Annotated in this window: 18 protein-coding genes and 3 tRNA genes; 13 read left to right on the top strand and 8 right to left on the bottom strand. The window is 31.5% G+C overall.

Annotation, left to right across the window (positions count from 1 at the left end; genetic code table 11):
• Window positions 1-180 precede the first annotated feature (180 nt).
• On the bottom strand, window positions 181-660 hold the full coding sequence (locus tag JJQ60_RS21555) for a hypothetical protein (RefSeq protein ID WP_201924695.1): 480 nt from the start codon (window positions 658-660) through the stop codon (window positions 181-183).
• Between the two features lie 44 nt (window positions 661-704).
• On the bottom strand, window positions 705-2,300 hold the full coding sequence (locus JJQ60_RS21550) for a hypothetical protein (RefSeq protein ID WP_201924694.1): 1,596 nt from the start codon (window positions 2,298-2,300) through the stop codon (window positions 705-707).
• A gap of 270 nt (window positions 2,301-2,570) precedes the next feature.
• Between JJQ60_RS21550 and JJQ60_RS21545 the strand changes: the two genes are divergently transcribed.
• From JJQ60_RS21545 to JJQ60_RS21530, 4 genes are all read left to right on the top strand, one after another.
• Window positions 2,571-2,654 (top strand) — tRNA-Ser (locus JJQ60_RS21545).
• Window positions 2,655-2,666: 12 nt separating this feature from the next.
• Window positions 2,667-2,741: transfer RNA gene (locus tag JJQ60_RS21540), tRNA-Pro, on the top strand.
• A 97-nt stretch (window positions 2,742-2,838) separates the two neighbouring features.
• Window positions 2,839-2,912: transfer RNA gene (locus JJQ60_RS21535), tRNA-Arg, on the top strand.
• 212 nt (window positions 2,913-3,124) lie between these two features.
• On the top strand, window positions 3,125-3,595 hold the full coding sequence (locus JJQ60_RS21530) for a hypothetical protein (protein ID WP_201924693.1): 471 nt from the start codon (window positions 3,125-3,127) through the stop codon (window positions 3,593-3,595).
• A 180-nt stretch (window positions 3,596-3,775) separates the two neighbouring features.
• Here JJQ60_RS21530 and JJQ60_RS21525 read toward each other — a convergent pair whose 3' ends face one another.
• From JJQ60_RS21525 to JJQ60_RS21510, 4 genes are all read right to left on the bottom strand, one after another.
• Window positions 3,776-4,972: a cytochrome-c peroxidase gene (locus JJQ60_RS21525; RefSeq protein ID WP_201924692.1), complete on the bottom strand. Its 1,197-nt coding sequence runs from the start codon at window positions 4,970-4,972 to the stop codon at window positions 3,776-3,778.
• Window positions 4,973-5,242: 270 nt separating this feature from the next.
• The gene (locus JJQ60_RS21520) at window positions 5,243-5,638 is read right to left on the bottom strand and encodes a GNAT family N-acetyltransferase (RefSeq protein ID WP_236669194.1); all 396 of its coding nucleotides are present in this window, start codon (window positions 5,636-5,638) and stop codon (window positions 5,243-5,245) included.
• Window positions 5,639-5,657: 19 nt separating this feature from the next.
• Window positions 5,658-5,828: a hypothetical protein gene (locus tag JJQ60_RS22155; protein WP_236669193.1), complete on the bottom strand. Its 171-nt coding sequence runs from the start codon at window positions 5,826-5,828 to the stop codon at window positions 5,658-5,660.
• Between the two features lie 289 nt (window positions 5,829-6,117).
• The gene (locus JJQ60_RS21510) at window positions 6,118-8,706 is read right to left on the bottom strand and encodes a T9SS type A sorting domain-containing protein (RefSeq protein ID WP_201924690.1); all 2,589 of its coding nucleotides are present in this window, start codon (window positions 8,704-8,706) and stop codon (window positions 6,118-6,120) included.
• Window positions 8,707-8,900: 194 nt separating this feature from the next.
• Between JJQ60_RS21510 and JJQ60_RS21505 the strand changes: the two genes are divergently transcribed.
• From JJQ60_RS21505 to JJQ60_RS21470, 8 genes are all read left to right on the top strand, one after another.
• Window positions 8,901-10,799: a tetratricopeptide repeat-containing sensor histidine kinase gene (locus tag JJQ60_RS21505; protein ID WP_201924689.1), complete on the top strand. Its 1,899-nt coding sequence runs from the start codon at window positions 8,901-8,903 to the stop codon at window positions 10,797-10,799.
• Between the two features lie 208 nt (window positions 10,800-11,007).
• Complete coding sequence (locus tag JJQ60_RS21500; RefSeq protein ID WP_201924687.1) at window positions 11,008-11,649, top strand: response regulator transcription factor; 642 nt, start codon at window positions 11,008-11,010, stop codon at window positions 11,647-11,649.
• A gap of 267 nt (window positions 11,650-11,916) precedes the next feature.
• Window positions 11,917-12,123 carry a hypothetical protein gene (locus tag JJQ60_RS21495; RefSeq protein ID WP_201924685.1) on the top strand — a complete coding sequence of 69 codons (207 nt, stop codon included), beginning with the start codon at window positions 11,917-11,919 and terminating at the stop codon, window positions 12,121-12,123.
• Between the two features lie 13 nt (window positions 12,124-12,136).
• Window positions 12,137-13,111 carry a hypothetical protein gene (locus JJQ60_RS21490; protein ID WP_201924684.1) on the top strand — a complete coding sequence of 325 codons (975 nt, stop codon included), beginning with the start codon at window positions 12,137-12,139 and terminating at the stop codon, window positions 13,109-13,111.
• 216 nt (window positions 13,112-13,327) lie between these two features.
• Window positions 13,328-15,424 (top strand): tetratricopeptide repeat-containing sensor histidine kinase, encoded by a 2,097-nt coding sequence (locus tag JJQ60_RS21485; RefSeq protein WP_201924683.1) that lies wholly within the window; start codon window positions 13,328-13,330, stop codon window positions 15,422-15,424.
• Between the two features lie 334 nt (window positions 15,425-15,758).
• Window positions 15,759-16,628, top strand: a complete 870-nt coding sequence (locus JJQ60_RS21480) for a DUF5694 domain-containing protein (protein ID WP_201924682.1) — start codon at window positions 15,759-15,761, stop codon at window positions 16,626-16,628.
• 121 nt (window positions 16,629-16,749) lie between these two features.
• Window positions 16,750-17,298, top strand: coding sequence for an NIF family HAD-type phosphatase (locus JJQ60_RS21475; RefSeq protein ID WP_201924681.1), 549 nt, complete (start codon window positions 16,750-16,752; stop codon window positions 17,296-17,298).
• A 190-nt stretch (window positions 17,299-17,488) separates the two neighbouring features.
• Complete coding sequence (locus JJQ60_RS21470; RefSeq protein WP_201924680.1) at window positions 17,489-18,103, top strand: hypothetical protein; 615 nt, start codon at window positions 17,489-17,491, stop codon at window positions 18,101-18,103.
• Window positions 18,104-18,384: 281 nt separating this feature from the next.
• Here JJQ60_RS21470 and JJQ60_RS21465 read toward each other — a convergent pair whose 3' ends face one another.
• Both JJQ60_RS21465 and JJQ60_RS21460 read right to left on the bottom strand, forming a co-directional pair.
• Complete coding sequence (locus tag JJQ60_RS21465) at window positions 18,385-18,696, bottom strand: monooxygenase (RefSeq protein WP_201924677.1); 312 nt, start codon at window positions 18,694-18,696, stop codon at window positions 18,385-18,387.
• A gap of 18 nt (window positions 18,697-18,714) precedes the next feature.
• Window positions 18,715-19,092 (bottom strand): hypothetical protein, encoded by a 378-nt coding sequence (locus JJQ60_RS21460; RefSeq protein WP_201924675.1) that lies wholly within the window; start codon window positions 19,090-19,092, stop codon window positions 18,715-18,717.
• 99 nt (window positions 19,093-19,191) lie between these two features.
• Here JJQ60_RS21460 and JJQ60_RS21455 point away from each other — a divergent pair, with 99 nt between their 5' ends.
• Window positions 19,192-19,551, top strand: coding sequence for a winged helix-turn-helix transcriptional regulator (locus JJQ60_RS21455; RefSeq protein ID WP_201924673.1), 360 nt, complete (start codon window positions 19,192-19,194; stop codon window positions 19,549-19,551).
• Window positions 19,552-19,702: the final 151 nt, after the last annotated feature.

The following is a 19,702-nucleotide window of genomic DNA, read 5'->3' as shown; positions in this document are numbered from 1 at the left end:
GAAAAGTAGAAGAAGGTAAAAATAAAATGAGTGTACTAAATGCTGTAAGAAACAAAATTATACACATCATTTTTGCTTTGATTAAAAATCAAACTTTTTATCAAAACCGCTTGAATTTGTCATAGAAATCGAATTGACGGATTTCTGATTAAAAAATATCTAAATGATGTACAGGTAGTATTAAGGTTTTGCAAATACGTCAGAGTGTGATATATACCCTTCTACATATTTTTTTAATTCCTGGCCAGAAACGTTTTCAATATTATCCAGCATAAATTTTTTATCTTCTTCAATATTTTGATAATACCCTGCAATCTTAGGAGCATTAGATTGAATACTTAATCTAATCATCCTTAATTCTATATTATTGGGTTCTAATTGAATAGCCTGATCAATCATTTTTTTTCCTTTATTAAAATAGGATAACTTACTAAAAGGGTTCCACGAATACGACGCTTTTAACGCCAATGCTGCTCCATGATAACCTTTATAAATAGCGCCTTTATTTTGTAGTGCTTTATTTGTAAGGTCGTAAAACTGTTCGGCTTTTTCTTTGGATTCGTTACATATTTTATACGAACTTCGAATTTCTTCAAGGCTAACTACATTTGTAGTAGTTGTAGTCGATAGAAAAACTAGTAGGATAGTTAAGATTTTCATTAATAGTAGTTAAGAAATGGGGTTAATAGCATTAATATTGTGCTCTATTTAGTCAACGAGATTTTAACCAATAAATTATTTTTCTTACCATCATAAGCTTCTAAAATTAAATCCTTATTGGGTAATCTTCCTGATTTAGTAAGCTCTAACACATCTAATCTTGAATTTCTGATATCGCTACCAGTAAGAATAGCTTCTTTTGTGGTTTCTCCTGTAGCATCATCAATAACATATGCAGTAAGATAATTAAACTCTTTTTTGCCATCAAAATAACGAGTTGGAGTTTCGTCAAATGAACGTTTTAAGTTGGTAAAATCATCGATAAAAAACAGGTAATGTTTGCCTTTATCTTCAAAATTAATGTATGACATACTTCTTTTACCAATAGTACCCATTTGCCACTTTGGAAGTTTATGCATCCATACTATACTTCCTTTAGAAGAGAGTTTAAACACAAAAATATCTCTGTAATAATATTTATAGGTTGTTCTGGAACCCGAAGAACTAGAGGTCGTAAAAGATTCAGCATAGCGTTGCTCACCAAATAAGGTTGTACTTCCATCTGTATTAAAAACTACATCATTAATCTTAAGTTTTTCAAGATCCAAAAGGTCATTCTCTTTTTGTGTTCCTTCATTGATGCGTGCTTCTCGCTTAATCACAAAGTCTTGTAATGTTTCTGCAGGTATATCACTTTTGACAAGTGACGCCAGAGATCCATCACCAGCCAATGTAGCAGAAAACACTCCAGACACTTCATTTTTATTTGTATTCTTTGCATAAAAACCAGAAAATGCAATTTCCCCTTCATTATTAAGTTCTATCGCTGCATCGGTAATAGAGTTACCGGGGATATCAATTTGGTTTTTAACGATCTCTCCCCCGTCTTCAGTTATTTTAAATAGTTCGGTACGATAGGTAGCTTCTAATTTGTTTTTTTCCTGGGATGCCTCATTAAAAATTGAAGCCGTCATATAGAAAACTCCTTTATTATCAATAGCAAAATCTTCATACTGCATTTTATCAGATGCATATGGCATGGTTACCTTTCTTCTCCATAACATATTGAGACCATCACTAAAAACTGTAATACCAATCTTATCGGTTTTACTCTCAGCATTCTTAATTCTAAATAAAACTAATAGTTTTCTTCCGTCTGGAGATTTTTTAAATACGAATTGATTGATTCTTCCACCTGCATCAAAACCGTATGTACTTTTAAAACCTACATCTCTAGCCATACTTTCCTTATCATTAATAAGTTGTATAGGTTTTTCTGCGATAATACCCGTTAACGAAATTTTTTGACCATACGCTCGATTTCCTTTAGTATAAAAAACAACTGCCTTGTCGTTTAATTCCATAACAGTTTGAAAATCACCTTTATCTTCTATGACTTGTCTTTTCTTTATATCCTCTTTAAGATCCTCTAAAGAATAACGTTGTATGGTCATTCCTTTTCTACCCTTTTTAATAGAAACAAGTCTATCTCCTGAAGCAATCTGATACGTATTTATGCTTTTTATACGTTTATATTTTTCTCCATTTTTAATTGTGAAATCATCGAGTAAAACAGGTTTTTGGGCAAATATAAAGTTGCTAAACAGCAACGTAAAGATTAGAATATATCTAATATTCATATTTAAAGTATTTTTATACATACACATAACATAATAAATAGGTCATTATTACACAAATATATGAAAAGAAGTAGTTAAGGTTTCTTTGATCATATGATTTAAGGTTTAACTAAATTAAAATGTAGAGAAAAAACTGATTTTCAAGTTTTTAAAAAAAAGCTAAAATCAAATATAAAATAATGCTAAAAAAATGTTGCATTGTAGATACATAAAAGCTACATTTGCATCCGCATTTGAAACACTAGTGCGAAGTTCATAACAAATATTTTTGGAGAGGTGCCAGAGTGGTAATGGAGCAGATTGCTAATCTGTCAGCGCGCAAGTGCTGCCCGGGTTCGAATCCCGGTCTCTCCGCATTTTTGTTTTCGGGGTGTAGCGTAGCCCGGTTATCGCGCCGCGTTTGGGACGCGGAGGTCGCAGGTTCGAATCCTGCCACCCCGACAGAATGAAACGAATAAGGGAAAGTAATGGTTTGCCAACACACCATCTGGCCCTTCACTGTAAAACACCCACCGGGTATTTTACTATCGTTCAATCCGGTCGCGTAGCTCAGCTGGATAGAGCATCTGCCTTCTAAGCAGACGGTCACAGGTTCGAATCCTGTCGCGATCACAGGAAGCCTTACTTTTGTAAGGCTTTTTTGTTTTTAAAACATAACTCATCTTTACGACATATATACCTTTTGACAAATCTTTCAATACATAGTATGTAGATCATACCTCAAAAATTTTTATTTACTACTCTTGTTTTAATTAAATAGGCGGTTATTTTTAGTATCTTTTATGTTGTTCCATAATAATTAACATATTGACGAATTATTCAAAATGAAGATAAAAGCAGCTTTATTAATATGTATGTTTCTCTTTTTAAATTGTGATTCAAACAAACACAATTTTGACAAAGAATTACGCAAAGAAAATCTTGTCAAATTAGAATTGAAAGAATTGAAAATAAGTATACTGGTCCCACAAGAATCTTCCTTTGACGAAAGTAATAATGAGGTCTTGATTAATTTGAATCCAAAAGGGAGAAGTGTGAAACTATTTAGCATAAAAAAAGCAACCGCCCCCAAAAACAACAAATACAATACCTCTTTCACTTTTGATAGCGGAGCAACATTAAATTATTTCATTTTTGAAGAAAATGGAGGAAATGGCGGCATTGAATATAAACTAAATGGTAATCTCGAATATGAGGATAGAATATTTAAAATTACCTCAACATATCAAGAAGAACTAGGAAGAGGTTATCCAGAGTTTTGTTTAAAATACTTAAGCACCATTAAAAACTTATAAATCCAGGGTAGAAAGTTATAAAAGTTGTTTTTATTGCTACCATGAAAAACTAATAAAGAAAAAGCCACTCTTTTGATAAAGTGGCTCTTCTTATAGAGATTAATATATAGTTTTCCCCCTTTATATTAATCGCAATGTATTCCAAGACTGACTTTTATTAAATTCGTATTGTAATAGTGATTAGTTTAAAAAAGGATCACTCCATTTAGTATCTGTATACACGCTAGTCCCAGATAATGTCTTAATAAAGGCTTCGAGCGCCAAAATATCAGCAGCAGTCAAGTTAAGATTTTGCCCATTACCTCCAGGACCTCCACGCAATCGATTATCAAGATTTGTGTTTCCTGTAGCATCAATATCATTATAGTGATTCAGCGCATCAACAACAGAAGGCATACTTGCATCATGCATTAACGCTCCATTAATTATTCCTGCATTATTAAAAATATCTCTTAATGTTGGTGCTCTTGTAACCGTTACATCGGTGGCTGTAGCATCTCCAAAAACTCCAATAATTCCGTTATTTAAACTCTGCGGATCAATATCAAACTCTGGAGCTGCATGACAAGTAACGCACCCTGCCCCATTTTGATTAGGAGGTCTAAAAAATAAGTCTTTTCCTGTATTTTCTTGATCTGTAAAGTTAGTAAATGGTTGATTATCATTTTGGGCCACAATTCTTCCCAGATCGTACTTAGAATCAAAAGATTGAATACTTCGTATAAACTGTGCTAAACTCTCTTGTAATCGTGCTTCAGATATTGTGGTATCGCCATAGGCAAATTGAAATAATTCTTGATAATATGTAATTCCTTCAAGCTTTGTTAAAAGATCGGCAAGTGTTGGGTCTCCATTTTGACCACTAAAACCCATCTCAGCATGATCTTGTATAGGTTGTGTTGTTTGCTCTTCTAATGTAGCCGCACGTTCATCCCAAAAGAATCTTGTCTCTCTTGCAAACCGTGAATTAATTAAACGCATACTATGCCTACCCGTTACACCATTTACTCCAGTACTCACATTATTGTTATCACTAAAAGCAAAAGCTTGTTGATGACAACTGGCACAAGATATTGTGTTATTTGATGATAAATTTTTATCATAAAACAAAACACGCCCCAAAGTAGCTTTTACATCAGTAATTGGGTTTGTTGCAGAATTGTCTTTTGTAATATAATTAGGGGTGATCTGATTAGCATAATTATCTAAATTATTTAGATTTATATTATCGCCAAAAGTACCACTAAGTATCTGTAGAGTTTCTTCTGATACCGCTTGAGTACCGGTATTCGTAATTTCGGTATAGTCATTATCTTCTCCTGAGCAAGATGCCAATATTGCAATAGGAATAAACAACAGCAATTGTCTAAAGTTCATATTTGTTTTTTAAAGATTTGGGAAAACAAATATAAATTAAGATTTCCTTAACATCTAATTTTAAGGAGTGTAATCTAAAAAAACCTTATTTTACAGTAGCTACGAAATTTTTAAAAAAGAGATAATAGCACTATTTATTAAAAATATGTTAAAAACGGTTCCTCTTATGCAGTATACAAAAAGAAACTTTAGCATGCTTACAATTACAGGACTACAAAGAAAAACTAATAATGCTATAATTTACTATTCTAGTCTCAATCATAAATTAAGCTATAATTTTAGATTGTATATTTGACTATTTTTTTCAATAAACCCAAGATTTTTATAGAGATTTATTGCCGGTTTTCTATGATCTTCAGTAAATAACAAGATTTCAGACAATTTCTTTGCTTCACCTATTTCTAAAAGTTTTTCTATTAGTTTTCTACCAATTCCTTTCCCTCTTAAATTAGAATCTACAACGACATCTTCAATCCAACCTTTATACCCAGAAATAACCTTATAAATACATAAAGAAGCTATCCCGACAATTTTATCCTGATCTCTACAATATGCAATAATGATTGGGTTTTTATCTGTTAGAATGTCTTTAAGTTCTATTTGCTTTTTATCAGGACTTAATTGCTTAAATAGTTTAACTACTTCATCTTGAATAGTTGAATTCATATCTTCCGAACTTAAAACATCAATTTTCATCTGCTAATTCTATATATTCTGATGTTCCGTCTATTTGATCTCCATTTAACCAGTTCCAAACAAACTGCAATTGTAATTTACCTGAACTATCTTTTGTAATAATCCCCTTTGATTCTCCATATTTTAACTCACCATTATCAGTAATGCATTGAAATAACAATTCAATAGTATTAGTCCCTGTTTGTTTTCCAATGATTGAACCTTCTATAATCGCTCCTCCTTTATATCTTCAAGTAATTATTTTACCATTTTGGTAATACCGAAAAATAGTTTCGTTAGAAGACAGGCCCTTGTTGTTTTCTATTGGGATAAATTTTTTGTTATTCAGGTTATACATATTTGTAGTTTTTTTAAAGACTATATATGTTAGATTTAGAGATCTACATCTTTATTTTCTAAAAATACGTGAATTGATATCATATTTCCTAATAACTAACTCATTCTCTAAATCAGTGAAACAAGGCTATTTTTTTTGAATAGCTTTCTTTGTTTGCAGTGATTTTTAAAATATAAAAGCCATCGGTTAAGCTCGTAATATCAATTGGAATTTCTTTCACTTCGTGGTCTAAGTCTTTTTCAAACACCAGTTTTCCTGTAAGGGTATACAACTTAAAATTCACTTTTTTGACAGTATTAATTTTGATAAACAAAGTACCATTTGTTGGAATAGGATATATTGTATTTGCTATTTCTTCTGTAACTGGTTTATCTTCTTCTAGTACCGTATCATTATCATTACTTATTTCATTATCATTATCTACTACATCGTCATCATTATCATCGGTATCGGGTATTGTGTTATCTACTTTTCTTGGCAAAATAGCCCATTTTGGATTCCCTTCTGTAGAAGAAAGTACCTTACTTTGAATCCATGTCCAAGCATCTCCTGCACCAGGTAAATCTGCTATCATAGCCATTGCTCCTAGGGCGTAATGTGGATAAGAATCAGACCCCCAGTTTATTGTTGTATTAAAACGATCTTCTATATTGAAATCACTTAGATATGCATCTTGTGCACTTAACCAATCCTGAAAAAATTCGCCATTCTGATTTTGTACAGGAGCACTATATGCGGCAATTAGGTGAGGGTTATACCCTGATGTGGTCATTTGTTCAATCATATAAGGAGCAAACCATTCACGAATTCCTTCAACAGCATACCCAATTTCTTGAGCTTGCCCAATAGCAAATAAGAGAAAAGCATGTTCCCAAGGTGCCGTTCCTGTAGAAACTTTGGTTACATCTAATGGATCTGTTGCCCTGGCACTTGTACCATTATTCCAGTGTTTTAATGGTGAGGGTTCATGGGTCTTTGCTACAGTATTACCCCAGTTCCACATGGGATCACTCTGATGCGTGCTTCCAATTACATTACGTTGTCCTTCCCACAGTGCAATTGCATCATGTATTAAATCGGTAAATAATGTTTTTTCGGGGCTATGATCTGGGCTTAATAAAGCTGTTCTGATACGGTTTCTAAAAACCCACGCATCGCCTCTTATCTGTCCTTGTATTCCTCCATAAGCTCCTGTTAATCCCCTACCCCATGGTGCAATAGGAGCTTCATTTAGGGAGTGATAAGAAGCCCAAAAATATAATTCTTCTAAATAAAAATAATCTCCGCTTAGCATATATTGTACAGAAAAGGGATCAGGAGTATGTGCCGCATCGGGAACCCATGGTTGATAATCAACTGCATCAGCATCATATGCATTTGAAGCCCAATCACCAACAATATTTAAAAAATCAATGGCTTTGGTGCCTACAGAAGTATTATTGATATAATATGTGCCATTAACCATTAATGTAGGTCTTCCAATAACCGATATTGGTTTTCCTATGGCTTGGGTAGTTTTGTCTCTATCAAAATATCGTGTTACTCCTCCTCGAGTTATATTTCCTTCACGAAAATGTACCGGCCAAGCAGCAGCCAGATCAGCATGCCCATAAGCAACATCTGTTGCTTTTTTAGTCCAGGTAAAGAACCAATCTGATGTAATCGTTGGATATGGACCTATCTCCATTCTGCCGCCTGTGGTAGGCATAGCTCTTTGCCAGGTGGCATGATCATAAATATCATTAGAAGATGACCACGTAGTATAATTACTAGTAATTCGATTGAAATCGATAGTTTTTGTCACATCGTAATTAGGTAAATATTTAGTTTTAATTAAATATTCCAAATTATGATTTATAACAATGTCAGAAGGTTGTCCATTAATCCAATATTTTTTCGTCCAACGCGATCCTACATACATTTTTAAGGGTGATTTGGTTATGGGCAGATCATATTGAATAGTTGGGCTCGTCAATCCTGTTTTTAATATAATATCATTAACCACTACATCTTGAAGAGACTCAGTATTAGAAACCTCTCCAATAAAACGAACCATAACCTTATGAATACCAGGCCAAAATGTAGCCTGAAAGATTGGTCGAAAAGATCGGTGTCCATCAAACCCAATATCATATTTACTTACTGCATGCCCCAAAGAAGTTTCCTGATTCGAATGATCAGCTATTATAACAGTTGTAGCAATAGGTCCTTGAGTCCAATAAACATAATCATTGTTTTGTAACATTTGTCGTGCAGAAGCATTGACGACTCCACCATTAATAAGTTCAATGACTGCATCAAAGTCATAAGAAGAATCTAACATTTGCTGTTTAGTCAATGGAATATTTTGTCCGGAAACCTGATTTTGAAATGTAACTGTTACTGATGCATTAGCTTCAAGAGTAGGAATTAAAAAAGAAATAATTGCAAATTTAACACTACCATCTTCATATCTGTTTTTTACATCTGCCTGGGTCAATATCGTAGTTCCATCAATAACTGCCTCTGGAAAATCGGTAATCTCTCCTTTAACAAAAGGTCTTCCTATCTGGACTGGATACTTATTTGTGGTAACATTATTTATTTCAGTAATGATCAATTTGTTATCCTGATTTTGGACAGAAATCGCGTTTTCTGAAGCTAAAATACCATAAGAAAACGGTAATAAGAATACTAAAAACAAGATATAACAATGTTTCATAAAGCAGGTGGAGGTTTAAAATTAACTTGATTACAGTTTTCGAATCCTTCGAAATTAATAACCACCACAAATCTTGTTGTTTATCAAAACATTATCATAACCTTTTTATGTGAAATTGAATTATACCCCTTTCATGTGATGCTCTCAAAGAATATTTTTTACGTTCTTTGTGAAAATCACTTTATATAAACCTCATGCGGATTTTTCTAGTTTTGATTCTAACTATGATGATCATGAATCAATCTCATGGTCAGAAACACGACGGCAATACCACCCAATTATTTAAAGCATTAGAAACCTCGTTCGATAGTTTAGAAAATATATCTTCAAAAAAAGCACTGGTTCATGCCAAGAAAATGCTACAGTATAGTATAAAGCAAAATAATGATATTTATAAAATAAAAAGCTATCTAAAATTAGGAGTAGCTTATGAGAATCTTGCAAAATCAGATTCTGCTTTATATTCTTATGATAATGCATTGGATTTAAGCCGATCTATCGATAATGATACATTATTTGGGTTTTCAGTAGTACAAATGAGCCAATTAAATACCAGTAGAGGAAATCAAGACAAGGTAGTTACACTCATATTAGAAGCGCTAAAAAAAATAAATCAAGAGCAAAATCATAACCTAACTTATGAATTATACTTTAAATTATCTGAAGTATATAGAGAATTAGACAATCATAGCAAAGCCGAACATTATTTAAAAATAATCATCAACAATTCTAAAGAGAATAATATTTTAGCCGCAGCCTATAACTCTTTAGGACTAATCCATTATAGAAATAATGATTTTGAGAAGGCCGAGTATAATCTATTGCGAAGTCTAGACATTTTTAAAATAGTTAAAGATAATTATAACAGTTGTAATACGTTAAGCAACTTAGGAGCTATTTATTATCAAACTGGTGATTACAAAAAAACCAAACAATATTGGATTGAAGCTAAAGAAATAGCCAAGAGTTCAAATTATCAAAACTTACTAAGTGGTATTCTTTCAAATCTTTCAGTTATCGCTACAAAAGAGAAAAATTATGATGAAAAGCTGGAATATTTAAAAGAAGCGGAACAGATCGTAGAAAAAACTAAAAATTATTTAAACCGCTCTAATGTTGCTAATAATTTGGCATTAGCCTATGCAGAAAAGGGAGATATCAAAAACTTCAGAATTTATGCAGGACGATTTGTTAGAGCAATGGATAGCTTTTACAACATAGAGCGAAACAAAAAAATACTTGAAATCGAAGCCAAATATAGCCTCGAAAAAAAAGAAGCCGAAATAGCACACCAAAAAGAGATTGTTACACAACAAAAAAAACAAAAATTACTAATTATAATGGGTAGTATTCTCTTAACAATTTTGTTGGGAGCCATTGCATTTTTATATAGACAACGTCTTTTTAATCAACAAGCTTTACTGCAGAAACAAGAAGAATTAAATCATCAAGAAATTGCAAAACTTTTAGAAGAGCAGAAGCTAGAAACTTTAAAAGCACAGCTTAATGGACAAAATAAAGAACGTGAGCGTATCGCTAAAGATCTACACGACAGTATTAGTGGAGATCTAGCGGCTATCAAACTACAACTTTCTCGATTAGAAGAACAAACGACCGAGGTACAATTATTAGCAGATCGTCTCGATCAAACGTATCATGAAGTACGTTCTATTTCTCATGATTTGGTTCCTAAAGAAATCAATATAAATACATTTACTGGTTTAATACATCAATTAATAGATTTTAAAACTATCGATGGAACTAAAATTAATTCAGAATTTTTTCCAAGAGAAGAACTAGATAAACTATCAGAAAAGAATCAAGTTGAGATTTATCGAATTGTGCAAGAATTACTTACTAATATTAACAAGCATGCCGATGCTAATGAAGTATATGTTAACTTAACACAGCATGAGAATTATATTAATATTATGGTTGAGGATAATGGACAAGGTTTTGACACAACAAAGAACAAAGACGGTATTGGACTTAGAAATATAAGATCTCGATTAGAAGGGCTTAAAGGTGAATTAGAAATAACAAGCTCTCCAGGCCAGGGAGTTATTGTTAATATAAATATCCCGATGGAGTGATTAAAAGAAGGTGTTTTATCCATATTATGTCCTATTCTGATATGCTATCTGTATTATTTTACGGTGTATACCTTAAATTTATGACTAAACAATTTCTTAGCTTTTCCAATTTAACTACCTCACGGTTTTGGGTGAAGTGTTTTATTTAAAATTGTTTTTCCTTTGCATTGATGGTTTCAATAAACAATATTAAGATTGCTTCATAATTATGGAGAGAGAAATAAAACTTTTTTTGGCAGATGATCACAAAATGTTTTTGCAAGGTATTTTTTCTATACTTGATGAAATACCTCACTTCACTATAGTTGGCATTGCTAATGATGGAAAGGAAGCACTAACCAAGCTAAAATCACTAACTATCGATGTTTTAATTACAGATATTGAAATGCCAGAAATGGACGGATTAGAACTTACAAAAGAAATAAAAAAAGTAAATCCGGATATCAAAGTAATCATTACGAGTTCTCATGGAAAAATATCCATGATCGAAAAGGCTAAAAATCAAAATGTAGAAGGATACTTATTAAAAAATACCGGGAAAATAGAATTGCTAAACGCTATACATACTGTTTTTGAAGGAGAAAAATATTTTTCTGAAGAAGTACAAAAAATCCACAATGAAAGTCTTTTCTCTTCAAAAAAAATCAAGGACGAAAAAGTAAATCTAAGCCCTCGAGAAATGGATGTTTTGAAGTGTATTTCGCAAGAAAAAAGCACTCAGGAAATAGCAGAAACATTACATATTTCGATTAATACCGTAGATACACATAGAAAAAATCTAATGCGCAAAATTGGTGCAAAAAACATGGTAGGTTTAGTTAAATATGCTATACAACAAGGATTAATTTAGTCGTTACCAAAAAAACGCTCAGAACAACATAAATCTTCTCACATCTCATTTATGTTAAAGTGCTGTATTTAGCTATATTCTTTATAATCCCCAAAAACAGTGAAATTATAATTTCACCATATAGTGTGAGTACTTTTCAAAGTTTAATCCCAAAATTTGCTAAGAATCTATTATTGAGTTCACGTAGAAATAATAACACATTTTAAACAATGTAATCACACAGGCTCAATCTTCGATTTTTGAATTATTAATTAAAACTCAAGTATTATGATTAAAAACATTTTGAATCTAGATGGCACTCATCAAATCAGCAGAACACAACAAAAATCTATCAAAGGAGGAATTGGTCTTCCTTCTAGTGACGATTGTGGATGTATTGTAATGGGGTCACATGGGTATTTGGAAATTATTGCCGTTTCATGCAGCAATACATGTCCTGATGGATCAACTCCAAAACCGGGCTTAGGTTCATAAAACAAAATTAAAAATGAGAAAAACAATTTTCAGAACGATATCAGTTGTACTCTTTTCTATTCTTATTAGCAGCTGTGAAAAGAATGATAACCAGGGTATTGATACTACAAATCAAGAATTAACCGAAATAACTTCAAAGGTTTATATGGGCGAAGAACTCGATAATATCGAAGAAGGATTGGTAGGAATTAATGCTTCAAATAATCTTTTTGGGATTGTGGGTTATGAAGGACCTGTTATCATTGATTTTCAGGCAGGAAAAACAATTCCGTTTGTTGAAAGTGTAGTTATAGCTGAAACAAACGAAAGTAATTTTAGATGGTATACAGAAGGAAGTTTTAAAATTCTTGGAGATCCAAACTCAAGAAGAGTAAGAGTCCAAAGAACTGGCCTGGAAGAAGGAACAATAGGGCTTATTACATCTTCTTTAAATTATGCTGAAATATACTTTCACGAAGCACCTTCTTATGCCCGATGTCCTGATAATACAGACACCTTAATGCAAGTAGATGCCAATCGAGTTGTGCAAGTCTTAAATTACACAGAAGGGTTTACTTACGAATGGAAAGTAATCAATGATGATAATACCATTAATGCAGCAGGAAGAAGTATTACCATACCCAAAGGTAGCTCAACGGTCACTTTATCTGTATTAAACAAAATCAACAATACGATCCCAATAAGTATTTGCCCCGAAGTGACAAGGACTCAAAATTTCACATTTAATGATCCCCCACCTTGTCCTCTAAATAGTAATTCGTTTATACGAATAGATGTAGCTGGTAGAACTGCTTATGCCAAGAATTACGATAGTTCTTTTACATATACATGGACAGTAGTTAAAAGAAATAACACTTATCATGGCACTGGAAGAAGTATTAATGTTGGTGTAGGTAGTGTAAAAGTCACACTTACGGTTTCTAAAACCGGTTGTGCTAATCAAACCACTACAGTATATGACTATATTGATGTTTGCCCCAGATGTTAATTTGTAGTATTAAAATTTCTATGATTAGAAATTGATCGATACTAATTATAAATCCTGTGCAAAGAAAGGGTATCTAAAAACTAGATACCCTTTTCTCCATTATTTTTTTAAAACATTAAAAAAGAGTACAATTGTAAACTTACAAAATCAACATATTTACTAATGCAGAATTTTTTTAGCCCCATATTCCTTTTCGTTTTAAGTATTCCATTCTTAATGTTAGGACAAACTAACAGTACTACTCTATCTTATGAGCAAGAGATGTATCAACAAGAAAAGCCACTTATCGATTCTGCACTTAACTTAACAAACAAAGGTGACATAAAGGGATATACAATGAGTCATAAGTTACTTAAAACTCTAAAATCGAAAAGAGCCTTAATCAATATTAATCTAATGTTAAGTCGTTATTTTATGTCTAAAACATTAACAGATTCTTCTATTTTCTATGTCAATAAAGCTTTAAAATATACTCTAAAAAATGACACTATTCATACTAGAGTACAATCAACAGCCTATAATATATTAGCCATTAATCATCTAACTAAAGGCCTATTTGAAAAAGCTAAAAAATGGAACTTAAAAGGTATAGAAGCTGCGGAAAAATATAATAACAAATATGTTTATTATCTTAATATGCACGGTTTGGCAAGAGTGTATAGAGAAACTGGAGATTACCAAAAATCATTGAAGTATTTCAAAAAATGCCTTGAATATAAAGAAGATAAGCAAATAATTTATGGAAGCTATATTAACATAGGTGGTATTTATTCAATACTACAGAATTTTGAGCGTTCAGAAGAATATCTGCAAAAAGGATCAATACTTGCCAAAAAGGACAATGATCATAAGGCCTTAGCAGTGATCACAGAAAATCTAGCCTCTAATGCTCAGTTCCAAGGTAAATATGAAGAAGCCATTTCTCTTTATGAAAAAGCTATCGAAGTATCCGAAAAACACGATTTTTTACAAATAGCTCTAGTATCAAGAATGGATATTGGAAATATTTTACTTAACCAAAAAAAATATAAAGAGGCTGATTCAATATATCTGAAGGCATTAGATGAAGCCGTTAAACTAGGGTATTTAGAACAACAATTTTATATTTACGAAAATCTCAAAGAAATTGCATTACATCAATCTGATTACAAAAATGCTTTTAATTATATTTCTCAATACTTTCAGGTAAAAGATTCTATAAGCAAACTACAAAAAGACAAAGAAATCAATGAATTAGAAGTAAAATATCAGACTTCGCAAAAAGAAAAGGAGATTAAATTTCTTCAAATAGAAAATACGAATCGCATACTTGAATTGACGAATCAGAATGAAACTGTTAGAAATTTAAGACTTCAACAAGAAATTGAGAAAAAGGAAAACGAAAATCAAATTTTATCTTTAGAGTGCAGTGCCGAACAAACAGAGAACGAAAATATCTTACTAAAAAAAGATCAAGAAATTAAACAAGCCGAATTGAAAATTAATGAAGCTAATCTGGCCAGACAAAAAAGTCTGAAAAATATTATTCTATACTCTTTTCTCATCATTTTGATTCCAGTTATTGGTCTATTAATTATGTATTACCAAAAGCTTAAAACACAAAGCCAATTAAATAAAAAACAAGAAGAAGTAAGTCAACAAAAGATTTCAACCATACTCAAAGAACAGGAATTAAAAGTAATCAAAGCCTCTGTTGATGGTCAGGACAAAGAAAGAAAACGAATTGCGCAAGAATTGCACGACAGTATTTGTGGCAACCTTGCTGCAATCAAACTGCACCTTAGTAATGCCGTAAATGACACAAAAAATGGTTATCTAAGAACTATTAATCTGCAATTAGATGATACGTATGAACAGGTTCGTAATCTTTCTCACAACTTACTTCCTAAAAAATTTAGCCACAATAACTTTTGTGATGTTATCGAAGAATATTTTACCAGCATAGGAGATGCCAGTAAACTTATTACGACTTTTACTGTTTACCCAAGAAAAAAAGTAGATCTTCTTGATGAATTGATACAGTTAGAAACTTTTAAAATCATTCAAGAGTTGATCACTAATACAATTAAACATGCCAAGGCTTCTTCGGTAGAATTGCAGTTAACATTATCAGAAAACACGTTAAATATATTGTTCGAAGATAATGGTATTGGTTTTGACACCAGACAAACTACTTCTGGCATAGGGCTAGAAAATATCAAAAGTCGATTACAAAACATATCGGGTACTTTGTCTATAGATTCTAGAGTACACAGAGGCACCATTATAGATATAGAAGTTCCAATTAAAATTGATGTTATGGATAATGTTTAACATAACACATATTTCATTTTCCGATATTCTAAAGGGTACAAAAAAGTATAAAAGCAAAGCACTTCATCTCTTTCGTTACCACTCCATTTATTTAGCATTGCAATTTTAAAAGTTATACTGTAGCCAGAAATACAAAAAATGAAAGTTTTATAAACCTCAACTTTAATTGAACAGATCTTTTTGTGTCACATGCAAAAGCAAGGCTCATATATTAGTATGTTGGTTATAGTACAATAACGTGCCAGGCAACCCTTTGAAAAATTTAAGCGTCTTTATATAATAACACACATATTCTAACCCATAAATGCAACATATCATCTATATTTAATTTACTATGAAGAACTACATCACATTATTACTCGTATTTTTAATTTTTAGTTGTAAAAAAGAGCAAGGTAATGAACAAACAAAGCCCATCGAGAATTTAAACAGTAAAGAAGTATTACTTGTTGGAACATTTCATTATAACAACCCTGGCGCTGACATTGCTAAAACCAAATCTTTTGACATTCTAAGCCAAGAATCTCAACTAGAACTAAAAGAAATTTCAAAACGTATCGCAGCATACAATCCAACCAAAATATTTGTAGAATGGCCATATAATGAGCAAAAAGAATTAGATTCTTTATATCAGCTATATACTAAAGGGCAGTATTTTCAAAACGATAGCCTTTCTGATTTTTATCGCAAGAATGAAATATTTCAGTTGGCGTTTAAAATTGCAAAACAGAATCGTCTAAAAAAGGTATATAGTATTGATTACACTACTTCATTTCCTTTTGAGGATGTGATGAAGGATATTCAAAAAAATAATCAATCTGAACTAAAAAAGAAGATTGAAGATGCGATATCTAAAATTACCGTAGAGTTTGATAACCAAATTGATTCTGGTGCTTCGCTTACAGAACTCACCTACTATCTTAATAGTCCAGAAATACGTAGTTTTTCTAATCACTTTCATAACAACTTAATGTTACAAGCAGGAAGTCCTAATGATTTTTCTGGACCTCTTTTAACTTCAGAATGGTTCAAAAGAAACCTGTATATGTGGTCATTGATTCAAAAAAAAACATTGGAGTCTGACCAAAGAATTATGGTTTTGGTTGGGGCAAGTCATGCAGCTATGTTTGAATTATTTATAAAAGAAAATAAAGACTGGAAAATTAAAGAATTACAAGAGGTTATGAAAAATAACGATAACTAAGTCTATACTGAATTAATCAGTCTAAAATAATAGCGCCCCTTTTTTCTGAATATTGTTATTTTTATATTCAAGAAATAATAGAAATAGGTATTGTGCCATTTCTTTAAGCTGTTAATCAAATTTGGAAACTGAAAATAAAATATTATTAGTACTGGATTTAGATGAAACTCTGATTCATGCTACTGAACAAAAACTTGAAATTGACTTTGATTTTCAGTATGCAAATTATTTTATTTATAGAAGACCACATCTCGAATGGTTTCTGGAAACCATGAGTTCTCATTTTAAATTGGCGGTTTGGTCGTCTGCCGATGATCAATACGTTGAAGAAATAGTGAATACAATAAAACCCGAAAGTATTGAATTTGAATTTATTTGGGGAAGAACTCGTTGCACTACAAAAAGAGATTATACACTTGATGAATATGTTCATGAAAAACGCCTCAAAAAAGTCAAAAAGAAAGGATTTTCTATAGAGCAGATATTAATGATTGATGATTCTCCCGAAAAAACTAAAGACAATTACGGAAATGCAATTTATGTAAGCGCTTTTGAAGGGGATCAAAATGATTCAGAACTGAAAAGCCTTGCAGCATATCTAGAATCTATAAAAAACACTTTAAATATACGGAGTATTGAAAAAAGAGGCTGGAAAAACAAAACAGTTTAAATAATTGGATAAGTTAGGCATTCAATTGGTGCTTAGAACTTATCAAAATGGATCAACTCTTGTAGAAAAAATTGACGATAGTTATGAAAAACCATAGTTATCGTATGGATATATTTTTGATTTTAGTAACGTAATATATATTAATTACCTAGGTGATTATATACAATTGTTGTATACAAGCATATACAAAATGGAAAACTTTCAATTAATTTTTGGAATAATTGTCCTAATTCTCATTGGTTTTGTCATTTATAAAAATGCTTTTAACTTTTACAGGATTTCAAATTTACCGAAAGACAAAGTTAAGTTTGATATTATAAGACCATTATTTAAAAAAATAGCTAAAGGAGAAATACCTGAATCTAGTTTATTAATAAAATATGCATTTGATAGTAAAACCAGAGAAATTACATATCAACTTCTTAAAGAGTATAACAGAATTGATTTATTTCCAAAAGAGTATAATACTATAGAAAAGGGAGCAGAAACTAATTTGGTTAATTGGTTAGATTTTCCAGGAGATTTAGAAAAAGTTCCAGACGAAATAGAGCATATTGAAAAAATCAATATTGACAATAATGGAAATCGACTCTATTATCATACATATAAATTTAAAGTTTATGAACCTTCTTATGTTGCGAAGTGTGGATGGATGATCGGAATAGTTGGCCCATATTCTGATATTAGTGTTCCTTACGAAAAACCACAGGTGATTTCAAGTAGATTTGTAAAAAGTAAATATGAGGAAATAACCCCGAAGGATGAAGTTCTTTGGGCGCATAATAATATTTATCTGAAAAACTAAAAGCCTGTACACAACATTATATATAAAATCAGAGCAAAGTTGGATAATGACCGAAAGGTCATCTAATTTTTGCAATAGCGCTAGATTTTTATAAATTGAATAAGAAATAAAAATACGCAGATAGATTAATTGGTTCAGGCTTGCTTGCCTTGCTCCGATTCATATATTTAGCGTTGTGTACAATACAAGAAAACCAATTAAATTTACTGTTTAAAATAAAAAAAGAGTCTCAAAGAGTAAGGAAATTAACTCTTGAGACGCAATTATAAATTATGGTTTTCTTAACCAATCGGAGCATTATCAATTTTACTCAAATCTTCAAAAATGTCAAAAATATAGTCAGTAATATCTGTTATCCCAATGGCATTTAACCTCTTGACATGCATCTCTCGATACTTTTCTAGATAATCAAGATTTTTAAACAAGTAAGTTGATCCATAATGGTTTGTACCTTCCTCATATGTCCATATTTTCCATATGATTCCTTCTTCTTCTGCGATACTTGCAGCCAATTGCTTATTTCCATCCATAAATTCTTGTGTAACTGGGCCATCATACTTTAAATGCAAATCCCAAATTTTTTGTGTACTCATTATAAATAGTTTTAAATATTATTGATTCTGTTTCAATTTTAAATAGCTTAAGATAGACAGTAAGGCAAAAAAGGCAGGGTCTGACCATCCAAACCCGTAAAAGATTCTCTCAGAAATAGCATAGAGTGTTATAATTATGCCTAAAATATTTGTCCATAATAAGCCTGTTAAGATTTTTTTTGCATAAATGCTTTTCTCTTCTACATCTCTAAATAACAAACTAATGATGGCAATTCCTCCTAAAAATATTGTTGTATGCTGTGATAGAAAAACAGCGTATTTATCATTAAGTTCTAAACCGTAGTTAGGCCACAATAAACTCGGAATAAAAAATAATCCTAACCCAAAAACAGCATAAATTATTCCGTGAATTGTTAAAAAAACTTTAGTATTCATAATAAAATTTGATTTTAATATCACAAAACTAAACAATATAGTTTACTTTTGATACTAAATCTAAAAAAGAAAGTAATTTCCTAAAAGAAACTATTAAACATGAAAATACAACCTAAAGAACCTCTATCAGCAGAGTGTGTAAAACAACTACGAGCCATTAGTGATACAATGGAACTATTATCTGGCAAATGGAAAATACAGATAATAGGTACTTTACTTCGTGGTGGTACGATGAGATTTATGGAACTAAAAAGAGCGATAAACGGAATCGCAGCAAAAAAACTATCCAGTGATTTACAAGAATTAGAGTTAAACAAACTTATAACTCGAACAATAAAAAACACGAAGCCAATCACAGTTGAATATACTTTAACCGAACATGGAAAAACTTTAGATAATTTAATCGGAGAGGTTATAGACTGGGGAATAAATCACAGAACTGAAATAATAAAAAAATGAAGTACTGTAGGCAACAACGTGTCCTATGAAAAGCCTTAGTCCAGTTCTCTAAAGTTAATAAATATTTCCTTTTTGCTTTAAACCATCTTTTTTCTTTTAATATAACTTGCTCAGCATCCTATATGTGATACACCATTTATGGGGTTCACCG

The sequence above is a fragment of the Aquimarina mytili genome, from assembly GCF_016735115.1.
In the GTDB taxonomy this organism is placed as follows: domain Bacteria; phylum Bacteroidota; class Bacteroidia; order Flavobacteriales; family Flavobacteriaceae; genus Aquimarina; species Aquimarina mytili.
Note: the sequence above shows the minus strand (reverse complement) of the source record. Positions and strands in the feature narration are given on the sequence as shown.